Here is an 18,879-nt window from a genome sequence, read left to right on the forward strand (position 1 = left end):
ACACCTAATTTTTATAGGTTAATTATTATTTTAAATATGGAAAATATTTGGGTTTATCTTCAAGCATTAAGATAAAGCTATATTCACGAGCTATGTCGTCTAGCGCATTAAAACGCCCTGACTTACCACCATGCCCCGCACTCATATTGGTTTCTAATAATAATAATGAATCACCTTGTTTAATATCTCGCAATTTAGCTACCCATTTAGCAGGCTCCCAGTATTGAACTTGAGAGTCATGTAACCCTGTCGTCACTAGAATATGTGGGTAATGTTGTGCTTTGATATTATCATATGGACTATAAGCTTTTATTCTCCAGTAATCCTCTTCGTTTTCTGGATTCCCCCACTCATCGTATTCCCCTGTCGTCAGAGGAATTGACGGGTCTAACATGGTAGTCACCACATCAACAAATGGGACAGCGGAAACCACACCCTCATATAAATTAGGCGCCATGTTCACAACCGCCCCCATCAACAAGCCACCAGCACTTCCCCCCATGGCATAAACATGCCCTGCTTTACCGTAACCTTCTGATAATAACCCTTTGGTTGCATCAATAAAGTCAGTAAAGGTATTCATCTTGTGGATTGTTTTACCTTGTATGTACCAGTTTTTACCTAAGTCACCACCACCACGAATGTGAGCAATCGCGTAAACAAAGCCACGATCAAGCAAAGACAAGCGGGATGAACTAAATGATGGGTCAATTCCGTAACCATAAGCGCCATAACCATAGACTAACAATGAGTTTTGCCCCTGTTTGAAAAGATCTTTACGGTAAACCAAGGAAACAGGGACTTTTACACCATCTCGTGCAGTAACCCAAATACGCTTACTTTGGTAATTTTGTTTATTAAAATCTTTAACTTCTTCTTGTTTTAGAAGCTGCTTTTCTTGAGTCAGCATATTAATTTCATATACTGAAGATGGCGTGGTCATTGATGAATAACCGTAGCGTAGTGTATCCGTATCAGGCTCAGGGTTATTCCCGATCCACGCCATGTAAGTTGGGTCATCAAAGCTTACTTGGTTTTCTTTATGCGTTAACCAACTGATTTGGCGGATATTCACCAAACCATTTTGACGTTCTTCCACAACTAACCAATTATTAAATAAAGCAAAATCTTCCAGATCTACCCCATCACGAGGGGCTATAAAGCTTAACCACGGCGCTGAAATATTGTCTGCAATGTATAAACCAAATAATGGGTGTTGGTGATTAGAGCGAATATAGAATTTACCGTTGAAATGATCAGGATAATACTCAACCCCTGTTTGACGCGGTTGTAGAATTTTAACTTCATTTTGTGGCTGGTTAGCATCAATTAACCGGTATTCAGACGTTTCAGTACTCGTGATACCAATTAAAATGAAATCTTTTGACGTCGATTTCGCTAAGCTAACGTAAAAAGTGTCATCATTTTCTTCATACACCAGTTTATCTTGGGTTTGTTGTGTACCATATTGGTGTTTAACCACTTGGTAAGGCAACAATGTTTGCTTGTCCTTATTCACATAAAATAGTGTTTGGTTATCATTGGCCCAAACAATATTACCTGATGTATTGGTTAATATATTTTCTTGCCATTCGCCCCCCTTAATTTTGCGAAATGACACAGCAAATTCATTACGCCCTTGGCGATCTTCAGCAATAGCTAGCGTGGTGTTATCCGGCGAAATGGCTAATGCCCCCATGCGATAATATTCGGTGCCCTTAGCGCGTTCATTACCATCAACTAAGACAACCCATTCACCATCACTATTAATAGGGCGTCTTTCATATATCGGATAGTTTTTACCCGCAACGACTCGTGAACGGTATGTATAACCATTATAATTATAGGGAACTGACTCATCATCTTGTTTTACTCGAGAAAACAACTCATCATAAATTTCTTTTTTTAACGAACTTCCAGATTGAAGTTGTTGCTGTGTATAGTTGTTTTCTTGTGTTAAGTATTCAATAACTTCTGGTGACTTTCTTGCATCATCCCGCAGCCAATAGTAATCATCGATACGCGTATCACCATGAATAGTCATCGTATGAGGCTGTTTTTGTGCCTTTGGTGCAATCATTCTTTCCTCCGCAAAACTTGCGTTTGTCTGTAGTCCCAATAATACAATGAGACAAAATTTAACGGCTTGAGAGAAGCCTGACAATAGATTTAAATGTGTTAGCATTTCTTACCCTGATTAATCATTGATGATATTAAAATCAATAGGTAACTTCACCGTTACCTTTCCATTAACTAACATATCAATTGGTGGTGGTGGCAATGGTTCAGCTCTCAAAAGGACACGTTGTGCTTCTCTATCTAATGATTGCGTCCCGGAGTTTTTAATTAATACACTGTCTAATACATAACCTTGTGCATCAACCTCAAATTTTATGATAGGACGCCCTATTCTATTACGCCTTTTCGCATCATCAGGGTAGCGCTTAAACTTGTTCAACTGCCCCAGTACCATTGCTTCCCATTGACGTTTGCTATCATCCGCTTGAGAACTGCTATCAACTTGTGCAGCAACGCGCTGTGTTTGTTGTTTAGCCACCGCCTCACTAGTCACCGGGGCAGAACTCGCTTTTGAATTATCGCTTTCAATTTCACTTATTCGTTTGTTACTAATTTCCTTATGTGCTTTTTTGACCTCTGGTTGTGTTTTCTTTTTTTTAATTTTCGCCACTAATAATTCAGCATCTTCATTAACTGGAACAACCGGTTCAAGAAACTCATCGTCAGGAGTTAGCTTTGCTTCGCTTGCTATCGAGAGTTCTTGTGTTTTCCCAATATTAGTTTCAGTTAATTGTTTTGCTTCTGACTCAAAAGAGAGTTCCATTACCACTGAAGGTGATGGTAAGTAATCATCCCATTTATCTTCTATAGTACGAATAAAGAAACCAATAACCATTATGTGTAAAAGAACCGCTAATACAACTGAGCTACTGGTTTTTGTTGCTTGTTCATAACCTAAAGTCATCGCCACCATTTTCATCTTTCTTATCATAAAAAAAGTATATAAATGATAATCAATAACAAATGTAAATGAAAAGCATTTATTGCCTTTAATGTTAAATCATTCGCATAATTAATGAATATTACTTATCTTATGCGAAATTAATTATTCTTTGGCGTATACCAAACATAATCAGCATGTAAGTTTTCAATTTGATTACCCTCTTCGGAGATAATCAAAACTTTAAATTCTATTTCAGGAGCTAAATCTTGTAAGTGTAAAGGAACCCCGATTGCACGGGTTGCGTGGTACCCACCGGCATACAGCAACGCAGGTTTTGGCGCATTGATTAACGCTTGTGCCATTGCCCGATCACGCATCTGCTGAATAACAGTCATTTTTTCTACTTGTTCAACGGTAAGTTCCCCACCATGTGAGCTTTTAATCGTTTTCCGAATTGTATCTTGTACTACTGACTGCGTTGAATACTGGCCTTTTAGTACAGGTGGATTAGCATAAGCCTCTGTAATAACCTGTTTATCTAAATTAGCGCTCAACAAAGGATATGGCTGACTAAGTAAATGCCTTACCAGATTACCGTATAAGCCCCAAGGCCAGCCAGTATTCCACTTAATAGCCGCCTGTAGCTTTTCATCACGTATATAAAGGTTACTTTGCATCTGAGCTTGCACCTTGGTGATATTGTTTTGCTGTGAAGGCGTAATCATTTCAAGTAACACAGAGCCTTGAGGGCGAAGCTGTTGCATTTCCTGAGCAACCCACTGCTCTATTTGGTGATGATACAGATTGTCATGCTTTTCCCCCACAACCACATGAGTGGATTGTGCGAGTTGCTGGATAAGTTGTTGAGGCGTAATTGGTTTTCCGGTAGACAAATCAACCAATTGATTTGGCCCAGTAAGCTGATTATCTAGTTGTACTATGGACGGTGTAACTTTTTGCACACAACCGCTAATAATGAATAACCCGACGATAAAAATGGATACTTTTGATATTAATCTAATTGAAATCATTATACTTTCCGTATGCTGTAGTCTACACTACAAAATACAGATAATGAGAATCATTTTCAATTAAAAAAGACTTCTATTTTATAAAAACAGAAGTCTTTACAGATAATATTAAGTTATTAACACAAAACCTATAGCGGGTTAGTTTGTGCTTCTACAACGGCTAATGCCACCATATTCACAATGCGACGTACTGAAGCAATTGGCGTTAAAATATGCACAGGCTTCGCTACTCCCATCAATACTGGCCCTACAGTAACACCATCAGAGCTAGTCACTCGCAGTAAATTATAACTAATACGAGCTGCTTCCATATTAGGCATAATCAATAAGTTAGCTGAACCTTTTAATGGGCTATCAGGCATCACATCTTTGCGAATTGATTCGATTAAGGCCGCATCGGCATGCATTTCACCGTCAATTTCAAGGTGCGGATCACGTGCTTTAACCATCGCAAGTGTATCGCGCATTTTTTGTGCTGATGCGCAATCCGAAGAACCAAAACTAGAACGAGAAAGCAGAGCAACTTTTGGTTCAATACCAAAGCGACGTACGGTATCTGCCGCCATTAAAGTAATTTCTGTTAGCTCTTCAGGTGTAGGGTCTTCATTAACATAAGTATCGGCGATAAACGTGTTACCGGTTGGTAGTAGCAAGGCATTCATCGCACCTGCGGTATGAACACCTTCACGGAAACCAAATAGTTCTTTGACGACTTCGTAATGTTCACCATAACTTCCGACAGTACCGCAAATCATCCCATCCGCTTCGCCACGCAATACCATGATCCCACCAATTAAGGTTGGGTTATTGATTACAGCACGACGTGCCATTTCTTGTGAGACGCCTCGGCGTTTCATAATCTGGTAGTATTCTTGCCAGTACTCTTTATACCGTGGGTCATTTTCATTGTTTACTACTTCAAAATCTTTACCTAGTTCAATATGTAGGCCAAGCTTTTGAATGCGCATTTCAATCACACTAGGACGCCCAACTAAAACAGGGAACGCTAAACCTAATGAAACTAATTCTTGAGTCGCATGCAATACGCGCTCTTCTTCCCCTTCCGCCAAAACAATGCGTTTTTTCTCTGTTTTCGCTTGAGAGAAAATAGGCTTCATAAACAAATTTGTTTTATAGACAAACTGATTTAATTTTTCGATATACACATCAAAGTCTTCGATTGGTCGTGTTGCAACGCCTGAATCCATAGCGGCTTTTGCAACAGCAGGAGCAATCTTAACAATTAAGCGTGGGTCAAATGGTTTAGGAATAATATATTCAGGGCCAAAAAATAAGTCCTGATTACCATACGCAGAGGCCACTTCTTCACTTTGTTCTGCCAAAGCCAAATCTGCAATGGCATACACACAAGCTAGTTTCATTTCTTCGTTAATGGTTGTCGCACCCACATCCAGTGCACCACGGAAAATGAATGGGAAGCATAAAACGTTATTAACTTGGTTAGGATAATCAGAACGACCTGTACAGATAATGGCGTCAGGACGAACCTCTTTGGCTAACGGTGGAAGAATTTCAGGCTCTGGGTTGGCAAGCGCCAATATGAGTGGGTCTTTTGCCATGGTTTTCACCATTTCAGGCGTTAAAAGACGAGGACCAGAACAACCTAGGAAAATATCGGCATTTGGTATCGCATCAGCTAAAGTACGCTGGCCGTTATCTTCAATCGCATAGGCCGCTTTAGTGACATCCATTTTTTCGTCACGACCCTTATAAATAACACCTTTTGAGTCACAAACTGTGATATTTTCACGTTTTAAGCCTAATGCGACTAATAAATTCATACAAGCGATTGATGCGGCTCCCGCGCCTGAAACCACTAGACGGACGTCACCAATCTCTTTTTTTACAATGCGTAATCCATTGATAACCGCAGCAGTACAGATAATCGCTGTCCCGTGTTGGTCATCGTGGAATACGGGTATTTTCATGCGTTCACGCAGTTTTTGTTCAATATAAAAGCATTCTGGCGCTTTGATATCTTCCAAATTAATACCACCAAAAGTTGGCTCAAGCGAAGCAATGATATCAACCAGTTTGTCTGGGTCTGTTTCATCAACTTCAATATCAAAGACATCAACGCCAGAAAACTTTTTAAATAGTACGCCTTTCCCTTCCATGACAGGTTTACCTGCCAAAGCACCAATATTACCTAACCCAAGAACTGCCGTACCGTTGGACACAACGCCAACAAGGTTACCTTTAGCAGTATAACGATAAGCTTTAAGTGGGTTTTCAGCAATTTCAAGGCATGGAACAGCAACGCCGGGGGAATAAGCTAATGCAAGATCGCGCTGGGTTGTTAATGGTTTAGTTGGAGTAACAGTAATTTTCCCAGGATGTGGAAACTCATGAAAATCAAGAGCACTTTGTTTTAATTTATCATCCATCGTCAAGTCCTTTCAAAATTGGTAAGGTAAGAGCGCTAACAGTATAAACACATCTCACTAGCAAATCATGATCATGCTGGCAATTTCCAGAAAAATCTTTCGGTTACGATGATATTATCAGCAATATGTCTGCAGATACCTTACCTGCGCTATCGTTTTATCCATTCAAAGTCCCTCTGCCTCTACCAATAATATAAGTGATAACAGCAACATGTTTAAGATATTAATCTATTTCTCACAGACTAAGATATTTATTAATTTTATATAAATCATATATCATTATGTACTCCTTCAATTTAAAAAACATGCAAATTAAATTGTGAAAATATTATTTTCACTTTCATGATTATTTTTTTATCATTATCATATTAAAATATTAGATATTATTTACACCAATTTAATGTATTATCAAAATTTGTGATTATTATTTTTATATCGTGTTCTCATAACATATTTCAGTAACTTATTTCAGCAATGCAGGCAATATATAACAACCTAATACATAGTGACAAAACACTATTATATATATTAATTATATATTAAATAAATTATTTAACAGCCCACTCTCTATATGGAAAATATGATATTCCTTAAGACATGACAAAGGAACCGACTATGTCTAATTATTCAGTAATGATTATTGATGAACACCCGATCATACACTTCGGATTACGTCAACTTATAAATACCGATGATTACTTTACTATAATTGCTGAATGTTGCTGCTGTAACGACGCTTTGAATGTCGCAACACAGTTACACCCTAACCTAATAATAATTGATACTAATATTCGAGGGAATAAAACGTTTGAGACCATACGCTCACTTCGTAAGCATTGTATAAATAGTTATATATTAGTGTTATCTGCATCTACTATTAAGACTGATGTGTATAATGCTATCGATTCCGGTGCTCAAGGTTATTTATTAAAAAACAGTGATCTAGATATGCTATTTTATAGTATGAAAAAAGCATCAGAAGGCCAGCATGTGTTTAGTGAAAAAATATATCAACTGCTTATTACACGGCATCAATCTACTGACCCTTTATCAACACTAACTCGACGCGAATGTGAAATCATTCACAAAATGGCACTAGGCTTAAAAAATAGGGAAATAGCTAAATTGTTTTTTATTTCAGAGGAAACGGTGAAAGTTCACATACGCAATATTCTTAAGAAGCTACGTGTCCGCTCACGACTTGAAGCAAGCTTAATATATATGCGCTCAAAATAAATCTATATAATTTAATATTAACGCTCAGTTTAATTCATTTAATATTTATGAAATAAACTATATGCAAGCAAATAATAACCTTGATATCTATTTACCATTTTGGGGTAGATCCTCAATGCATTTTCCCGCATTATATAAGGTATATCGCTATTTTTTGAGGACCATTGTATGTCGAACACCCCTGCTGCTTCTCCTTATATTATGTACGGAATTAAAAATTGTGACACCATAAAAAAAGCTCGCCGATACTTAGAGGATAATGGGGTTGATTATCAGTTCCATGATTATCGGGTTGATGGAATTAGTGATGCATTACTTTCTACACTGATGGATAACATTGACTGGGAAATCCTCGTTAATAAGCGTGGTACTACATGGCGTAAATTGACTGATGATGAAAAAAATGCCGTTATCGACGCTAATAGCGCTAAAAAGGTATTACTTGCAGAGCCTGCGATGATCAAACGCCCTGTACTTGTTTCCGCTGATAACCGTTATCTAGTTGGGTTTAATGCGGATGAGTACCAAAACTTCATTAAATAATCAGGTGATTAAAATGGATTGTCCGGTTATTCAACTTGCCAAAGAACTTATTGCTCGCCCTTCAATCAGCCCTGATGACCAAGGCTGCCAAGCCTTACTTATTGAACGCCTAGACAAAATTGGCTTCATTATTGAGCCCATGCCCTTTGGGAATACATTAAATTTTTGGGCATTTCGTGGCGCAAAAGGCCCTACTTTAGCCTTCGCAGGTCACACTGATGTTGTCCCTGCAGGTAATAGTGCTCAGTGGCAAACACCACCATTTACACCTACGATTATAAATCAGCATCTTTATGGCCGTGGTGCTGCCGACATGAAGGGTTCAGTCGCAGCAATGGTCGTCGCTGCAGAGCGATTTGTTGAAAAACACCCCAACCATCAGGGTCGTTTAGCCTTTTTAATCACCTCAGATGAAGAGGCAGATGCGTTAGACGGTACTGTTAAAGTCGTTGAAACTTTAATGCAGCGCCAAGAACGCGTCGACTACTGTTTAGTCGGTGAGCCTTCTAGTCAAGCTCAATTAGGTGACATTGTTAAAAATGGTCGCAGAGGTTCAATCACAGCTAACCTCACTATCATCGGCGTACAAGGCCATGTCGCCTACCCACATTTAGCAACTAACCCAGTTCACCGCGCAAGTGCGTTTTTGCATGAGCTTACGACCACCACATGGGATACTGGTAATGATTTTTTCCCAGCAACGACGATGCAAATTGCTAACATCCATGCAGGGACAGGGGCAAGTAATGTGATCCCTGGAGAATTATCTGTCCAATTTAATTTCCGTTTTAGTACTGAGTTGACTGACACACAAATACGTGACAGGGTCACTGAAATGTTATCACGACATGGACTTGAGTATAAAATTGAATGGGTACTATCTGGGCAACCTTTTTTGACAGAAAAACGCGAATTAGTTACCGCTACATTACAAGCAATTCATGAATTAACGGGTCAAAACGCTGAACTTTCAACCAGTGGTGGTACGTCGGATGGCCGTTTTATCGCTCAAATGGGCACTCAAGTGATTGAACTAGGCCCATTAAATGCAACAATTCATAAAGTTGATGAATGCGTAAAAGTGGATGACCTACAACAATTAGCTTTAATCTATGAGAGGATCATGGAGTTGTTAATACTATGACCACCAATAATATGCTCACTATTGAAATGCTAACTGGCCGCTCAACAGACCATTTAGTTACGCTTGGCGGGTCACATCGCTTGCAATTTAATGCAACAAAAGCGTTTCTTGCAATGCAACAAACCGCGACTAAAGCGGGCTTTAAATTACAGTCAGCAAGTGCTTTTCGTGATTTTTCACGTCAACAACTTATTTGGAATGAAAAATTTACCGGCCTGCGCCCTGTTCTTGATACTCATAGTCAACCATTAGATATCAGCCAACTTTCTGAAGGGGAACTATGTGAAGCTATTCTGCATTGGTCCGCATTACCCGGAGCCAGTCGCCATCACTGGGGCACAGAGATTGATGTTTATGACCCTTTGCGTATCCCTACAGGGCAAACATTGCAGTTAGAACCATGGGAATATGAGGCTGGGGGCTACCTTGCAGAGCTAAATGATTGGCTTACTGAAAATATGTCAACATTCGATTTTTATCGCCCGTTCACAGCAATTGATGCTGGTGTCGCATACGAACCGTGGCATATTAGTTATTGGCCTTTAGCGCATGAAGCTGAGCAATTATTAACACCTGAAGTGATTAAACAAGTGTTACAGCAAGAAGAGATCTATGGTAAAAATTGGCTAATCAACAACTTAAATTATGTATTTGAGCGTTATATTCGCCTAGATGTATAAGACTAGCTAAGACATTTCCCCCTATTATATTGCGTTTCATAGATTGGAATTCCCCGTCTATGAAACCTTCTTATTTTTCCCTGAAATTTGTTCATCAACCACTGGAAGCCTATACATAAACATTAACAACCAACATAACAGTACCAATAAGCTTATTTTTAACCAAAGGTAACTAACAACCCAAATAGAAAATGAAAATGTTAATAAGATTAAAATAATAGCCTTAGGTTTAGCCCCCTTTGGTAACCCTTTATGTTTTTGCCAATGACGAATATAACTACCGAACCACGAACGATATAGCAACCAGTGATGGAAACGTGGTGATGAGCGAGAGAAGCACCAAGCAGCTAATAATAAAAAAGGGGTTGTTGGCAAAACGGGAAGCACCACACCAGCAAAAGCCAGTACAACAGCTAACCATCCAATGGTAATGAGGAACAATTTTTTCAAAACTCCTCCTCCTTTATAAAGAATAAGAAATAAGCAGATACTAAGGTAAAATACCTTACAAAATCTGTGGTAACTCATAGTAATATCAATGATATACTGTAATGGTAAATAGGCGTAATGAAAAGTCGATTTTGCCGATTGAAATGATTATGATTACCTTTATTTTAGCGTGCTGAAGGTATTGTCCGATTTTAACGGGTATAGCTATATTTTTATCATACCGTTTAATTTCTAATAAAGGTGATAGGAAACTCGCCTAGTCACATACCCCCGTATGTGACTAGGGTAACTGAGCGAAATCAACGCACAGACAGCTCAAAGAATGACTGTTCCATACCCATTCTAAATTATTTGAGTTGTATGAAGGCGATAAGAGAAGGCATCCCTAGGAGCATACACCCGTATGTGACTAGGGTGACTGAGCGAAATCAACGCACAGACAGCTCAAAGAATGACTGTTCCATACCCATTCTAAATTATTTGAGTTGTATGAAGGCGATAAGAGAAGGCATCCCTAGGAGCATACATCCGTATGTGACTAGGGTGACTGAGCGAAATCAACGCACAGACAGCTCAAAGAATGACGAATGGAAGGTGAATATGCAATGGCTAGCTGACTACTGGTGGATAATTTTACTCTTACTAGTCGGTATTATTTGGAACTCAGTAAAAGAAATGCTGAGACTTGACCCCAAAAAATACCTAGATGATAAACCTGAACTCCCTCCTCATAAAGATAATAACCACTTATGGGACGATGAGGATGACTGGCCTAATGACAAAAAGAAATAATCTTTTGTTTTATTTTGCTAAGCAAATCGGGTTGGTATTTTTTTACTTGTGTACCAACCTCTTTTCTCGCTAATTGTAGCCATTGTTTTTTCCCTGTTAATGCCATATCAGCGCAAATTTGAGTTATCGGCTCTAATGATTGCAAATGCCTACTTAACAAAGGTAGTTCATTTGAAGTTACAGTTAACAAACGCATAATGGCACTTTTACTTGCTGCTAGAGGGCGTTTAAACTCACTAAAACCGACTAGTTCTAACCAATCTTCATCCATTAACTGCTGTTGGTCACTTACTAGTAAATTAAACGCTGATAAATCCTCACGCCAGGCTACATCCCGCTGTAACAACAATTCACCTTGCTCACAAAATTGAGATGCGCGGCTCGAAATCGGTAATATTGCCATCGCAGTAAAACACCCGCTACTCGCTTCTTTATGGTCCCCTATGCGAATTAACCGAAAACCTGCTTTTTGCCAAAATGCGAGTAAATCAGGGGTTAACCCAAAACTGACTGATAAAAAATCCAAACCCTGTTGTTTCGCAATAACCTGTTGCTTTTCTAATAATGTTAAACCAACTTGTTTTCTTCGATAATGGCTCTCAACGGCAATACGCATTACCCTACGTGATTTCCATTGAGCAACATTCGGAAAATAACTGTGTGCGGCTAATGACTGTACAACTAAATTCCCTCTAGGCCGGCGTAAACCAGCCCAAATTAGCCAGCCTAGCGCTTCAGTTAATTGCCCCTCATCTACCATCCATACAGCACCAATGAAAGTGCTTTCATGGCCGACAGCTTTTGCCGCCATAAAATGTTGTTGCTTTGCGTCCAATAAACGCCTTAAATCTAAAGGAGATGTTCGATAATGCGCACTCATCAATAAGCCATAAAAAGCGCTAAGTTGGGTATAGTTAGCCGCCAATTCCATTTGAGTTATCCCTAAATACTCAATGGCATCAACCTTATTTTTCTGACATTCTGGTTCTTGTAACAGGAGTGCTTGGTTAAGCCATAGCTCTAAAGGGTCATTTCGAGCAAAACGCATCGGCTCATCAAGCTGAAGTGCTGTGAAATTTTGCAAACTAGCACAAAATTTCAACATAAAACCACGCCCAGTTCCCTCATAACCATCAACGGTCGTCGTCAATAAAACTCGAGGAAAGTATTCTACTAATTCACGCAAAATATAGCTTGGGATGGCTGAAGCTTCATCAATAATTAACCAATCTGCAGTAATGTTTTTTTTCTGGCGACAAAACGACAAAAGATTATCTGGGGACCAAAACGTAATTGGCTTACCTGCCCGTTGTGTTAACACTTCTGTCGCCACTTTCGCTGGAGCACAACACCAGCACTCCCCAGGCCATTGTTGTATTAGCATCCCCGCAAGGGTCGATTTCCCCCGCCCTCTAGGTGCTATTACCCCCCAAATACCACCTTGAGCATGTAATAATTGGCTAATAATTTTTTTTTGTTGTTTGGTTGGTTGACCTGTTGCTGGCAACCATTTGGTTTTATTTTCCAACAATGAAAAACTGGGGGTATTCCCCTGCTGGTAAAATAATACGGTATCCGATAAGTGAATTGTGTGTTGTAAGTGCGATACAAAATTAGGAGTGGGAATAATACCGTGTTGCTCATTCCAGCGTAGGCTATCCACATCTTCACTGGCTGCCCATCTCGACGGCTCTTTGGTACATAAAACCAACAGACTGCCAGCCTTCAATGCCCCAGATAATATTGCCAATGCTTCACTATGTAGGCCTTTACGCGCGTCAAAAATACCGTGTAAAAACTCCCGACCTAACAACAAGTGTGCATTTTCAGGTAGAACCGCCCTCGGTAAGCTAGAGGATAGCGTTAACCAATCCCCCTTTAGTGTTTCTTGTAAGTTTATCAGTTGTTGCTCGACCCAAGCATCGTCTCCTGAAAGGAGCAAAAGACGCCGCATGCCCAGAAAACGAAGCTGTTCTACAATGGGAGATAATAGTTCAACCATAGTAATGTTATGATTTCCCAATTAATAATGACAAGATCCCAGCCGCAATTAACGGCCCTACAGGAACGCCGCGGAACAAAGCGACACCAATAACTGTCCCGACTAATAACCCTGCGACTGTAGAAGGTTGATGTGACATTAAAGTCACCCCACGGCTACCTAGCCAAGAGACGGCAATACCAATCACGATGGCAAGGATTGATTTCCAATTTACAAATGAGCTCAGGACTTCGTTCGCTGTTATTTTGCCACTTGCGATAGGAGCCATCACCCCAATAGTGAGAATAAGAATGCCGATTGTTAACCCATATTTTTCAATCCATGGGAAATAATTATTCAATGGCGTGATCCTAACCACCAATAAAAATAACATCGCAAGAGTGACCGTCATATTATGACTTATGATCCCTAACCCAGCTAATACCAGTAGGATGATTAATGTTGGATCAACATGACTCATAGATTTATCCCTGTAGAACGCGTAATTATTATTTTACGAACAGCTAAAATGATTGGTTTCAAAACATGTTATTGGCTCATCATCAAAGAAGCAAATATATACATGCTCTATTTTGTTTTTGCTAACCTATTATTATAATGAATAATAAAACTGACTGTCTCCTTCCATCATATTAACTTAGTAATTACACTTGTATTACTTATTAATATCAATTGATGCTGTTTAATATTTTTAGCTTTATTCTAACTAAAGGCATGTATGAATACGAATATTGCCCATCTAGCATACTGAACTATCCCCAAAGCTATACCATCCGAGGATGGTTTAAACGGGAATAGTAGACATTTCCCTTAGCAATTTATCCATATTAAAGAAAACACTCGCTAGCATAAACCATGGTTATCCGTTTATCGTGCTCAGAAAAACACCGTTAAGTTTAAATCCACCTGTAAGCAATAAAACTTAAGCTAAATATTCGGGATATTCATAACTCTTTATTTTTTTATTTCTTCATTTTTCCCATATTCATCACCATAAACACCAACTTACAGTGCGTTTTACTAAAGATGCACTCAAACACCTTTGTTCCCAGACAATTGGTAATTATTGAGTATAATATCCATCAGTTATTAATATAAAAAGTCATAAACCAAGATAATTGATAATTTACTAAATTGTGTGGCACTTATTACTAGCACAATAATTAGGATTAATGATATGACCCACCCTTTACCCCTTTATTCCAACGCTCGTTTTATTGCTATCCGCTTAGTACCCGATGAAGATGTGATTTTATCCTTACGCCAACAAATTGCACATCATCGTCTGCAAGCTGCGTTTATTGCTGGGAGTGTTGGCAGCTTAACCAATGTTGCTCTACGTTTCGCTGGGCAGGATATAACGCATCATACAACAGGTAAATTTGAGATTGTCTCTTTAATCGGTACGTTGGATGCCCAAGGTGAACACCTTCATCTGGCGGTTGCTGACGAAACTGGCAAAGTGCTTGGTGGCCATATGATGCCCGGTTGCACAGTGAGAACCACATTAGAACTGGTGATTGGTGAACTTGAAAAAACCAATTTCACACGTGAACCGTGTCCTCTTTCAGGTTACGAAGAACTTATTATCACCTCTCGTTAATTTATTATTCCATCATAGCAAGGAATACGTTGTCATGAGCAAAACGTCGATTATTTCTAGTCGCACACTGACTTTAATTGTTTTTTCGATCGCGATTAATATGATTATTGGGCAATTAAGCTCTATGTTAAAACTGCCTATTTTTCTCGATTCTATTGGAACGCTAATTTGTGCGTTATTAGCAGGCCCTTGGGTCGCCTTGTTTAGTGGCTTATTAACCAATTTATTGTGGGGATTACTCAGCGGGCCTATCGCCGCAGCATTTGCCCCCGTAGCCATGATGATCGGCCTCAGTGCTGGGTTGTTAGCCCGTGCCGGCTGTTTTCGCACCTTACCTAGAGTTATTTTATCCGGGGTCATTATTACCTTTGCATTAATGCTCGTTGCTGTCCCTATTCGCACTTACTTATTTGCAGGGACGACGGGTAGTGGAGCTGATTTTTTCGTTGCCTATTTCCATGCCGTTGGAGATAACTTACTTGAATCAGTCGCGATTACCGTTCTAGGTGCCAACATCGCAGATAAAGTTATTTCCGCTATTGTTGCTTGGCTGCTGGTTCGCCAATTGCCGGAGCGAGTGCAACGCAACTACCCCAATATGGCTAAGGTAAGTTAAATGCACCCGTTTACCTCGCTGACGCTTTGGCTCTGGCTGAGTGCGAGTTCACTATTTTTGCCTTTGGGGTGGCCTTTAGCTCTGCTAGGTTGTAGTACTTTTATGGTATTACTATTATGGCAACCCGCTCGTCATCGTTGGCGTGTTGTCGCGTGGATTATGATACCCATGGCGGCAGGTCTCTGGCTTATCCATAGTGGTTGGTTAGCCCAGATACTCACAGGGGATACGTTGAAAAATAGCCGCCCAGATTTTGCCATGGCATTATGGTTTAGGTTATTAACTATTATTAGTGGCTCCCAACTTTGGTTGCAATTTGTCCCGACGGAGCGGTTTATTCGAGCCCTATTTGCTAGCAGGTTGCCCGCAAGCTTTGCCTATTTATTGGCAGGTCCACTATTACTCGTTGAACAACTACGCCAACAGTTGATAACTATCCGTGAAGCTCAAATTGCTCGCGGAGTTCCCTTAAATGGCGGGATTTGGCAGCGCATCACATCATTGCCGGCCTTATTATTTCCACTAGCCAGTAATACACTCAATGAGTTGAGTATCCGCAGTGCCGCGCTGGATATGCGTGGCTTTCGATACAGCTCTAACCGTACGACCCTTAACCCTCCCGCTGACAGTTTATGGCAAATATCCTTACGCTACGGGTTAGTCATATTTATTTTTATTGAAGGTGGTTTAGCTCTGTGGTGGTGAATTTGCAACAAATGTGCTTTATTCCACAAGGAACAGAGCAAATTTTATTAGGGCCGATAGATTTACATCTCGATCCAGGCCAGTGGCTATGTGTATACGGGGGCAATGGCAGTGGTAAAAGTACATTAGCCCAACTACTTGCGGGCTGGCATGATGATTTAATCCGTGGGAAAATTGAAGGTGTCGCCAATGTATTACACGGAACATTGACAACAGGCTCATTAATTCAAGCTTCAACTAGCCGGCAACTCATTCAACAATCCCCACATTTACAGCTATCAGGCTGTGCTTTTACCGTCGAGCAAGAAATAGCCTTTGGGCCTGAAAATTTAGGGTTAGCACCAGAAGAGATAGATAGGCGGGTTGAACAAGCAATCCGTTTAACCTTCTGTGAGCCTTTACGTACTCGGCACCCTTCAACCTTATCGGGTGGTGAAGCTCAGCGTGTCGTCTTAGCCAGCGCTTTAGCAATGCAACCGAAATTACTGCTACTCGATGAGGCATTTAGTCGGTTAACACCTAGTGCGACACAGCATATTTTAATTCAACTCAAGCAATACACCGAACAAACTGGTTGTAGTTTAATGTTATTTGAGCGCAATTTATTACCCGCAACCCATTTTTGCAGTACTTTTTTGCTATTAAGTTCTGGTAAAGCATTTTTAGAAGCAGGAAAAATGCAAGCCGTCGGCAGCTTGAATGATATTTTTCTTGCTGCACTTGAAACTATTAATATGCCAGACGCATGGCGAGCCGTGGGAGAGCTAGTCAAACAAGGTCTTTGGGTTGGTAATATCCCCCATAATGAAAGCCAACTGGTGCAAGCATTTAAGGAGCGGTATGCTGCAACTCGATAAGCTAACTTACCGTTGGCCAAGTTCTAGTCATGATAATATTAAGAGCTTATCTGTCTCCATATACTCTGGAGAATGGGTAGCTTTAGTGGGGGATAATGGCGCGGGGAAATCAACACTATTGCGACTTTTAGCGGGTTTATTGCAACCCACCAGCGGTCATATACACCTCGACAATCAAAAGCTCAGTGCCATTACTGCACCCCATAGAGCAAACCAGATCGGTATTTTATTTCAAGAAGCTGAAAAACAAATTTTTCATAGTCGAGTCAAAGACGAAATCGCCTTTGGTTTAAAGCGACAAAAATACGCTAAAGCTGAAATTCAAACACGTACATTACATGCGCTAAAGACTTGCGGCCTCACTGATGTTGCAGATAAACACCCTTTAGATTTGCATGCAGGCCAACGAAGAATGGTTGCTGTTGCCTGTTTAGAGGCTATCTCTCCTAAATTATTATTACTCGATGAGCCTAGCCGTGATTTCGATGCATGTTGGATGCGCCGATTCGAGCATTGGCTAACATTGCAACGTGAAAAAGGGGTTACGGTGGTCACCATTAGCCATGACCTTGACTTTGTAGCACGCCATTTCCAGCGGACCTTACATTTATCAAATGGGGAGCTCATCGCTGATGGGTCGCCATTATCTATATTATGTCATCCTAAACTGCAAGTTGAGTCGTCTCTTCCGGCCCCAACACTGATTTCACTTAGCCAACAGTTACAACTGGAACAACTGGAACAACTGGAACAACTGGAACAACTGGAACAACCTTATATCACCCCATCGTCTTGGGTAACCAATTTTCTGAACCAATCGTCCCTTAAGTAACATAACTCTTCGTCAAAATCAGCCTGAATAGCAGGCTGATCCATACCTAAAATAATGGAAAATTGATTAATCTAGCGGTACACCAATACGACGAGCAACTTCTTCATAAGCCTCAATCAAGCCGCCAAGGCTTTGACGGAAACGGTCTTTATCCATTTTATTAAGGGTTGCTTTATCCCATAAACGGCTACCATCTGGAGAGAATTCATCCCCTAGTACCACTTGGCCTTTATATAAACCAAACTCTAGTTTGAAATCGACTAAAATGAGCCCGGCATCGGCAAAAATTTTGCTCAGAACCTCATTTGCTTTGTAGCTCAGTTCACGCATTGTTGCCAGATTGTCTTTGCTAACCCAACCAAAGGTTTCACAATAAGACTCATTGACCATTGGGTCATGCTTCGCATCATCTTTTAAGAATAAGTCAAATAAAGGTGGGTTCAATACCATACCTTCTTCAACACCTAAGCGCTTAACAAGTGAACCCGCTGCGCGGTTACGAATAACACATTCAACTGGAACCATATCTAGTTTTTTGACTAGTGCTTCAGTGTCAGAAAGCAGTGCCTCCATTTGTGTTGGAATACCCGCCTCTTCTAATTTGCTCATAATAAAATGGTTAAATTTATTATTAACCATGCCTTTACGATCAAATTGTTCGATACGCTCACCATCGAGTGCTGATGTATCATTACGGAATTCCAGAACCAGCAGATCAGGATCCTCTGTGGTATAGACAGTTTTTGCCTTACCACGATACAACTCAGCTTTCTTTTGCATCTTACACACTCCAGAGATGTGATTAATCTATATAAAAAATGATATGGGAATTCTGTCATCATTCTGTCTTTACAGAAAAGATAATTAACAGAAGAAAAACCATTTAAAAATACGGTTCACTGTTAATTTTCTACTCTGTTTCAGCTAGTTATATGCCAATGTAAAAGCTTATGCTAACCCACTGATATACAATATTTTATATTTTAGCGCTAATTATGATAATAAAATTCTCAGGCGG

Annotated in this window: 18 protein-coding genes; 10 read left to right on the top strand and 8 right to left on the bottom strand. The window is 40.0% G+C overall.

What is annotated here, in order from left to right; all coding sequences use genetic code 11:
- Nucleotides 1-25: 25 nt before the first annotated feature.
- The 4 genes from ACIPUA_RS08955 to maeB all read right to left on the bottom strand — a co-directional run bounded on the left by ACIPUA_RS08955 (nucleotide 26) and on the right by maeB (nucleotide 6,401).
- Nucleotides 26-2,080, bottom strand: a complete 2,055-nt coding sequence (locus ACIPUA_RS08955; protein WP_449059570.1) for a S9 family peptidase — start codon at nucleotides 2,078-2,080, stop codon at nucleotides 26-28.
- A 117-nt stretch (nucleotides 2,081-2,197) separates the two neighbouring features.
- Complete coding sequence (locus tag ACIPUA_RS08960; RefSeq protein ID WP_071548144.1) at nucleotides 2,198-2,992, bottom strand: energy transducer TonB; 795 nt, start codon at nucleotides 2,990-2,992, stop codon at nucleotides 2,198-2,200.
- A gap of 128 nt (nucleotides 2,993-3,120) precedes the next feature.
- Complete coding sequence (locus ACIPUA_RS08965; protein WP_181468513.1) at nucleotides 3,121-3,993, bottom strand: ChaN family lipoprotein; 873 nt, start codon at nucleotides 3,991-3,993, stop codon at nucleotides 3,121-3,123.
- A 128-nt stretch (nucleotides 3,994-4,121) separates the two neighbouring features.
- Nucleotides 4,122-6,401 (bottom strand): NADP-dependent oxaloacetate-decarboxylating malate dehydrogenase, encoded by a 2,280-nt coding sequence (gene maeB, locus ACIPUA_RS08970; RefSeq protein ID WP_042843562.1) that lies wholly within the window; start codon nucleotides 6,399-6,401, stop codon nucleotides 4,122-4,124.
- A gap of 615 nt (nucleotides 6,402-7,016) precedes the next feature.
- Here maeB and ACIPUA_RS08975 point away from each other — a divergent pair.
- The 4 genes from ACIPUA_RS08975 to ACIPUA_RS08990 all read left to right on the top strand — a co-directional run bounded on the left by ACIPUA_RS08975 (nucleotide 7,017) and on the right by ACIPUA_RS08990 (nucleotide 10,004).
- On the top strand, nucleotides 7,017-7,637 hold the full coding sequence (locus tag ACIPUA_RS08975; RefSeq protein WP_042843561.1) for a LuxR C-terminal-related transcriptional regulator: 621 nt from the start codon (nucleotides 7,017-7,019) through the stop codon (nucleotides 7,635-7,637).
- A gap of 168 nt (nucleotides 7,638-7,805) precedes the next feature.
- Entirely contained in the window at nucleotides 7,806-8,180 is a 375-nt protein-coding gene (locus ACIPUA_RS08980; protein ID WP_042843560.1) for an ArsC family reductase, read from the top strand.
- Between the two features lie 13 nt (nucleotides 8,181-8,193).
- Entirely contained in the window at nucleotides 8,194-9,324 is a 1,131-nt protein-coding gene (gene dapE, locus ACIPUA_RS08985) for a succinyl-diaminopimelate desuccinylase (RefSeq protein ID WP_042844316.1), read from the top strand.
- Between the two features lie 11 nt (nucleotides 9,325-9,335).
- Nucleotides 9,336-10,004: a M15 family metallopeptidase gene (locus ACIPUA_RS08990; RefSeq protein ID WP_042844315.1), complete on the top strand. Its 669-nt coding sequence runs from the start codon at nucleotides 9,336-9,338 to the stop codon at nucleotides 10,002-10,004.
- 57 nt (nucleotides 10,005-10,061) lie between these two features.
- On the opposite strand, the gene ACIPUA_RS08995 is transcribed toward ACIPUA_RS08990, so the two are convergent.
- The gene (locus tag ACIPUA_RS08995) at nucleotides 10,062-10,454 is read right to left on the bottom strand and encodes a DUF454 family protein (protein ID WP_094301207.1); all 393 of its coding nucleotides are present in this window, start codon (nucleotides 10,452-10,454) and stop codon (nucleotides 10,062-10,064) included.
- A 600-nt stretch (nucleotides 10,455-11,054) separates the two neighbouring features.
- On the opposite strand from ACIPUA_RS08995, the gene ACIPUA_RS09000 reads away from it, so the two are divergent.
- A complete protein-coding gene (locus ACIPUA_RS09000) occupies nucleotides 11,055-11,246 on the top strand; it encodes a YpfN family protein (protein ID WP_042843559.1) in 192 nt (63 codons plus the stop codon).
- Here the strand turns inward: ACIPUA_RS09000 and ACIPUA_RS09005 are convergent.
- Together ACIPUA_RS09005 and ACIPUA_RS09010 are read right to left on the bottom strand one after the other, a co-directional pair.
- Nucleotides 11,227-13,248, bottom strand: a complete 2,022-nt coding sequence (locus tag ACIPUA_RS09005; RefSeq protein ID WP_449059571.1) for a tRNA(Met) cytidine acetyltransferase TmcA — start codon at nucleotides 13,246-13,248, stop codon at nucleotides 11,227-11,229. The genes ACIPUA_RS09000 and ACIPUA_RS09005 overlap by 20 nt on opposite strands.
- Nucleotides 13,249-13,255: 7 nt before the next feature.
- On the bottom strand, nucleotides 13,256-13,708 hold the full coding sequence (locus ACIPUA_RS09010; protein ID WP_449059572.1) for a DUF441 domain-containing protein: 453 nt from the start codon (nucleotides 13,706-13,708) through the stop codon (nucleotides 13,256-13,258).
- Nucleotides 13,709-14,425: 717 nt separating this feature from the next.
- On the opposite strand from ACIPUA_RS09010, the gene ACIPUA_RS09015 reads away from it, so the two are divergent.
- From ACIPUA_RS09015 to ACIPUA_RS09035, 5 genes are read left to right on the top strand one after another with little or no spacing between them, the layout of a single operon-like run.
- Complete coding sequence (locus tag ACIPUA_RS09015) at nucleotides 14,426-14,851, top strand: PPC domain-containing DNA-binding protein (protein ID WP_042843555.1); 426 nt, start codon at nucleotides 14,426-14,428, stop codon at nucleotides 14,849-14,851.
- Between the two features lie 34 nt (nucleotides 14,852-14,885).
- Nucleotides 14,886-15,467 (top strand): membrane protein, encoded by a 582-nt coding sequence (locus ACIPUA_RS09020; RefSeq protein ID WP_042843553.1) that lies wholly within the window; start codon nucleotides 14,886-14,888, stop codon nucleotides 15,465-15,467.
- Nucleotides 15,468-16,172 carry an energy-coupling factor transporter transmembrane component T gene (locus tag ACIPUA_RS09025; RefSeq protein ID WP_129465979.1) on the top strand — a complete coding sequence of 235 codons (705 nt, stop codon included), beginning with the start codon at nucleotides 15,468-15,470 and terminating at the stop codon, nucleotides 16,170-16,172.
- Between the two features lie 11 nt (nucleotides 16,173-16,183).
- Complete coding sequence (locus ACIPUA_RS09030) at nucleotides 16,184-17,029, top strand: energy-coupling factor ABC transporter ATP-binding protein (protein WP_430264653.1); 846 nt, start codon at nucleotides 16,184-16,186, stop codon at nucleotides 17,027-17,029.
- Nucleotides 17,013-17,861: an energy-coupling factor ABC transporter ATP-binding protein gene (locus tag ACIPUA_RS09035; RefSeq protein WP_449059573.1), complete on the top strand. Its 849-nt coding sequence runs from the start codon at nucleotides 17,013-17,015 to the stop codon at nucleotides 17,859-17,861. Before ACIPUA_RS09030 ends, ACIPUA_RS09035 begins: the two co-directional genes overlap by 17 nt.
- Nucleotides 17,862-17,927: 66 nt before the next feature.
- Here the strand turns inward: ACIPUA_RS09035 and purC are convergent, their stop codons facing one another.
- Nucleotides 17,928-18,641 carry a phosphoribosylaminoimidazolesuccinocarboxamide synthase gene (gene purC, locus ACIPUA_RS09040; RefSeq protein WP_042843549.1) on the bottom strand — a complete coding sequence of 238 codons (714 nt, stop codon included), beginning with the start codon at nucleotides 18,639-18,641 and terminating at the stop codon, nucleotides 17,928-17,930.
- Between the last annotated feature and the right edge of the window lie 238 nt (nucleotides 18,642-18,879).

Source organism: Providencia sp. AGC89 (genome assembly GCF_053543535.1).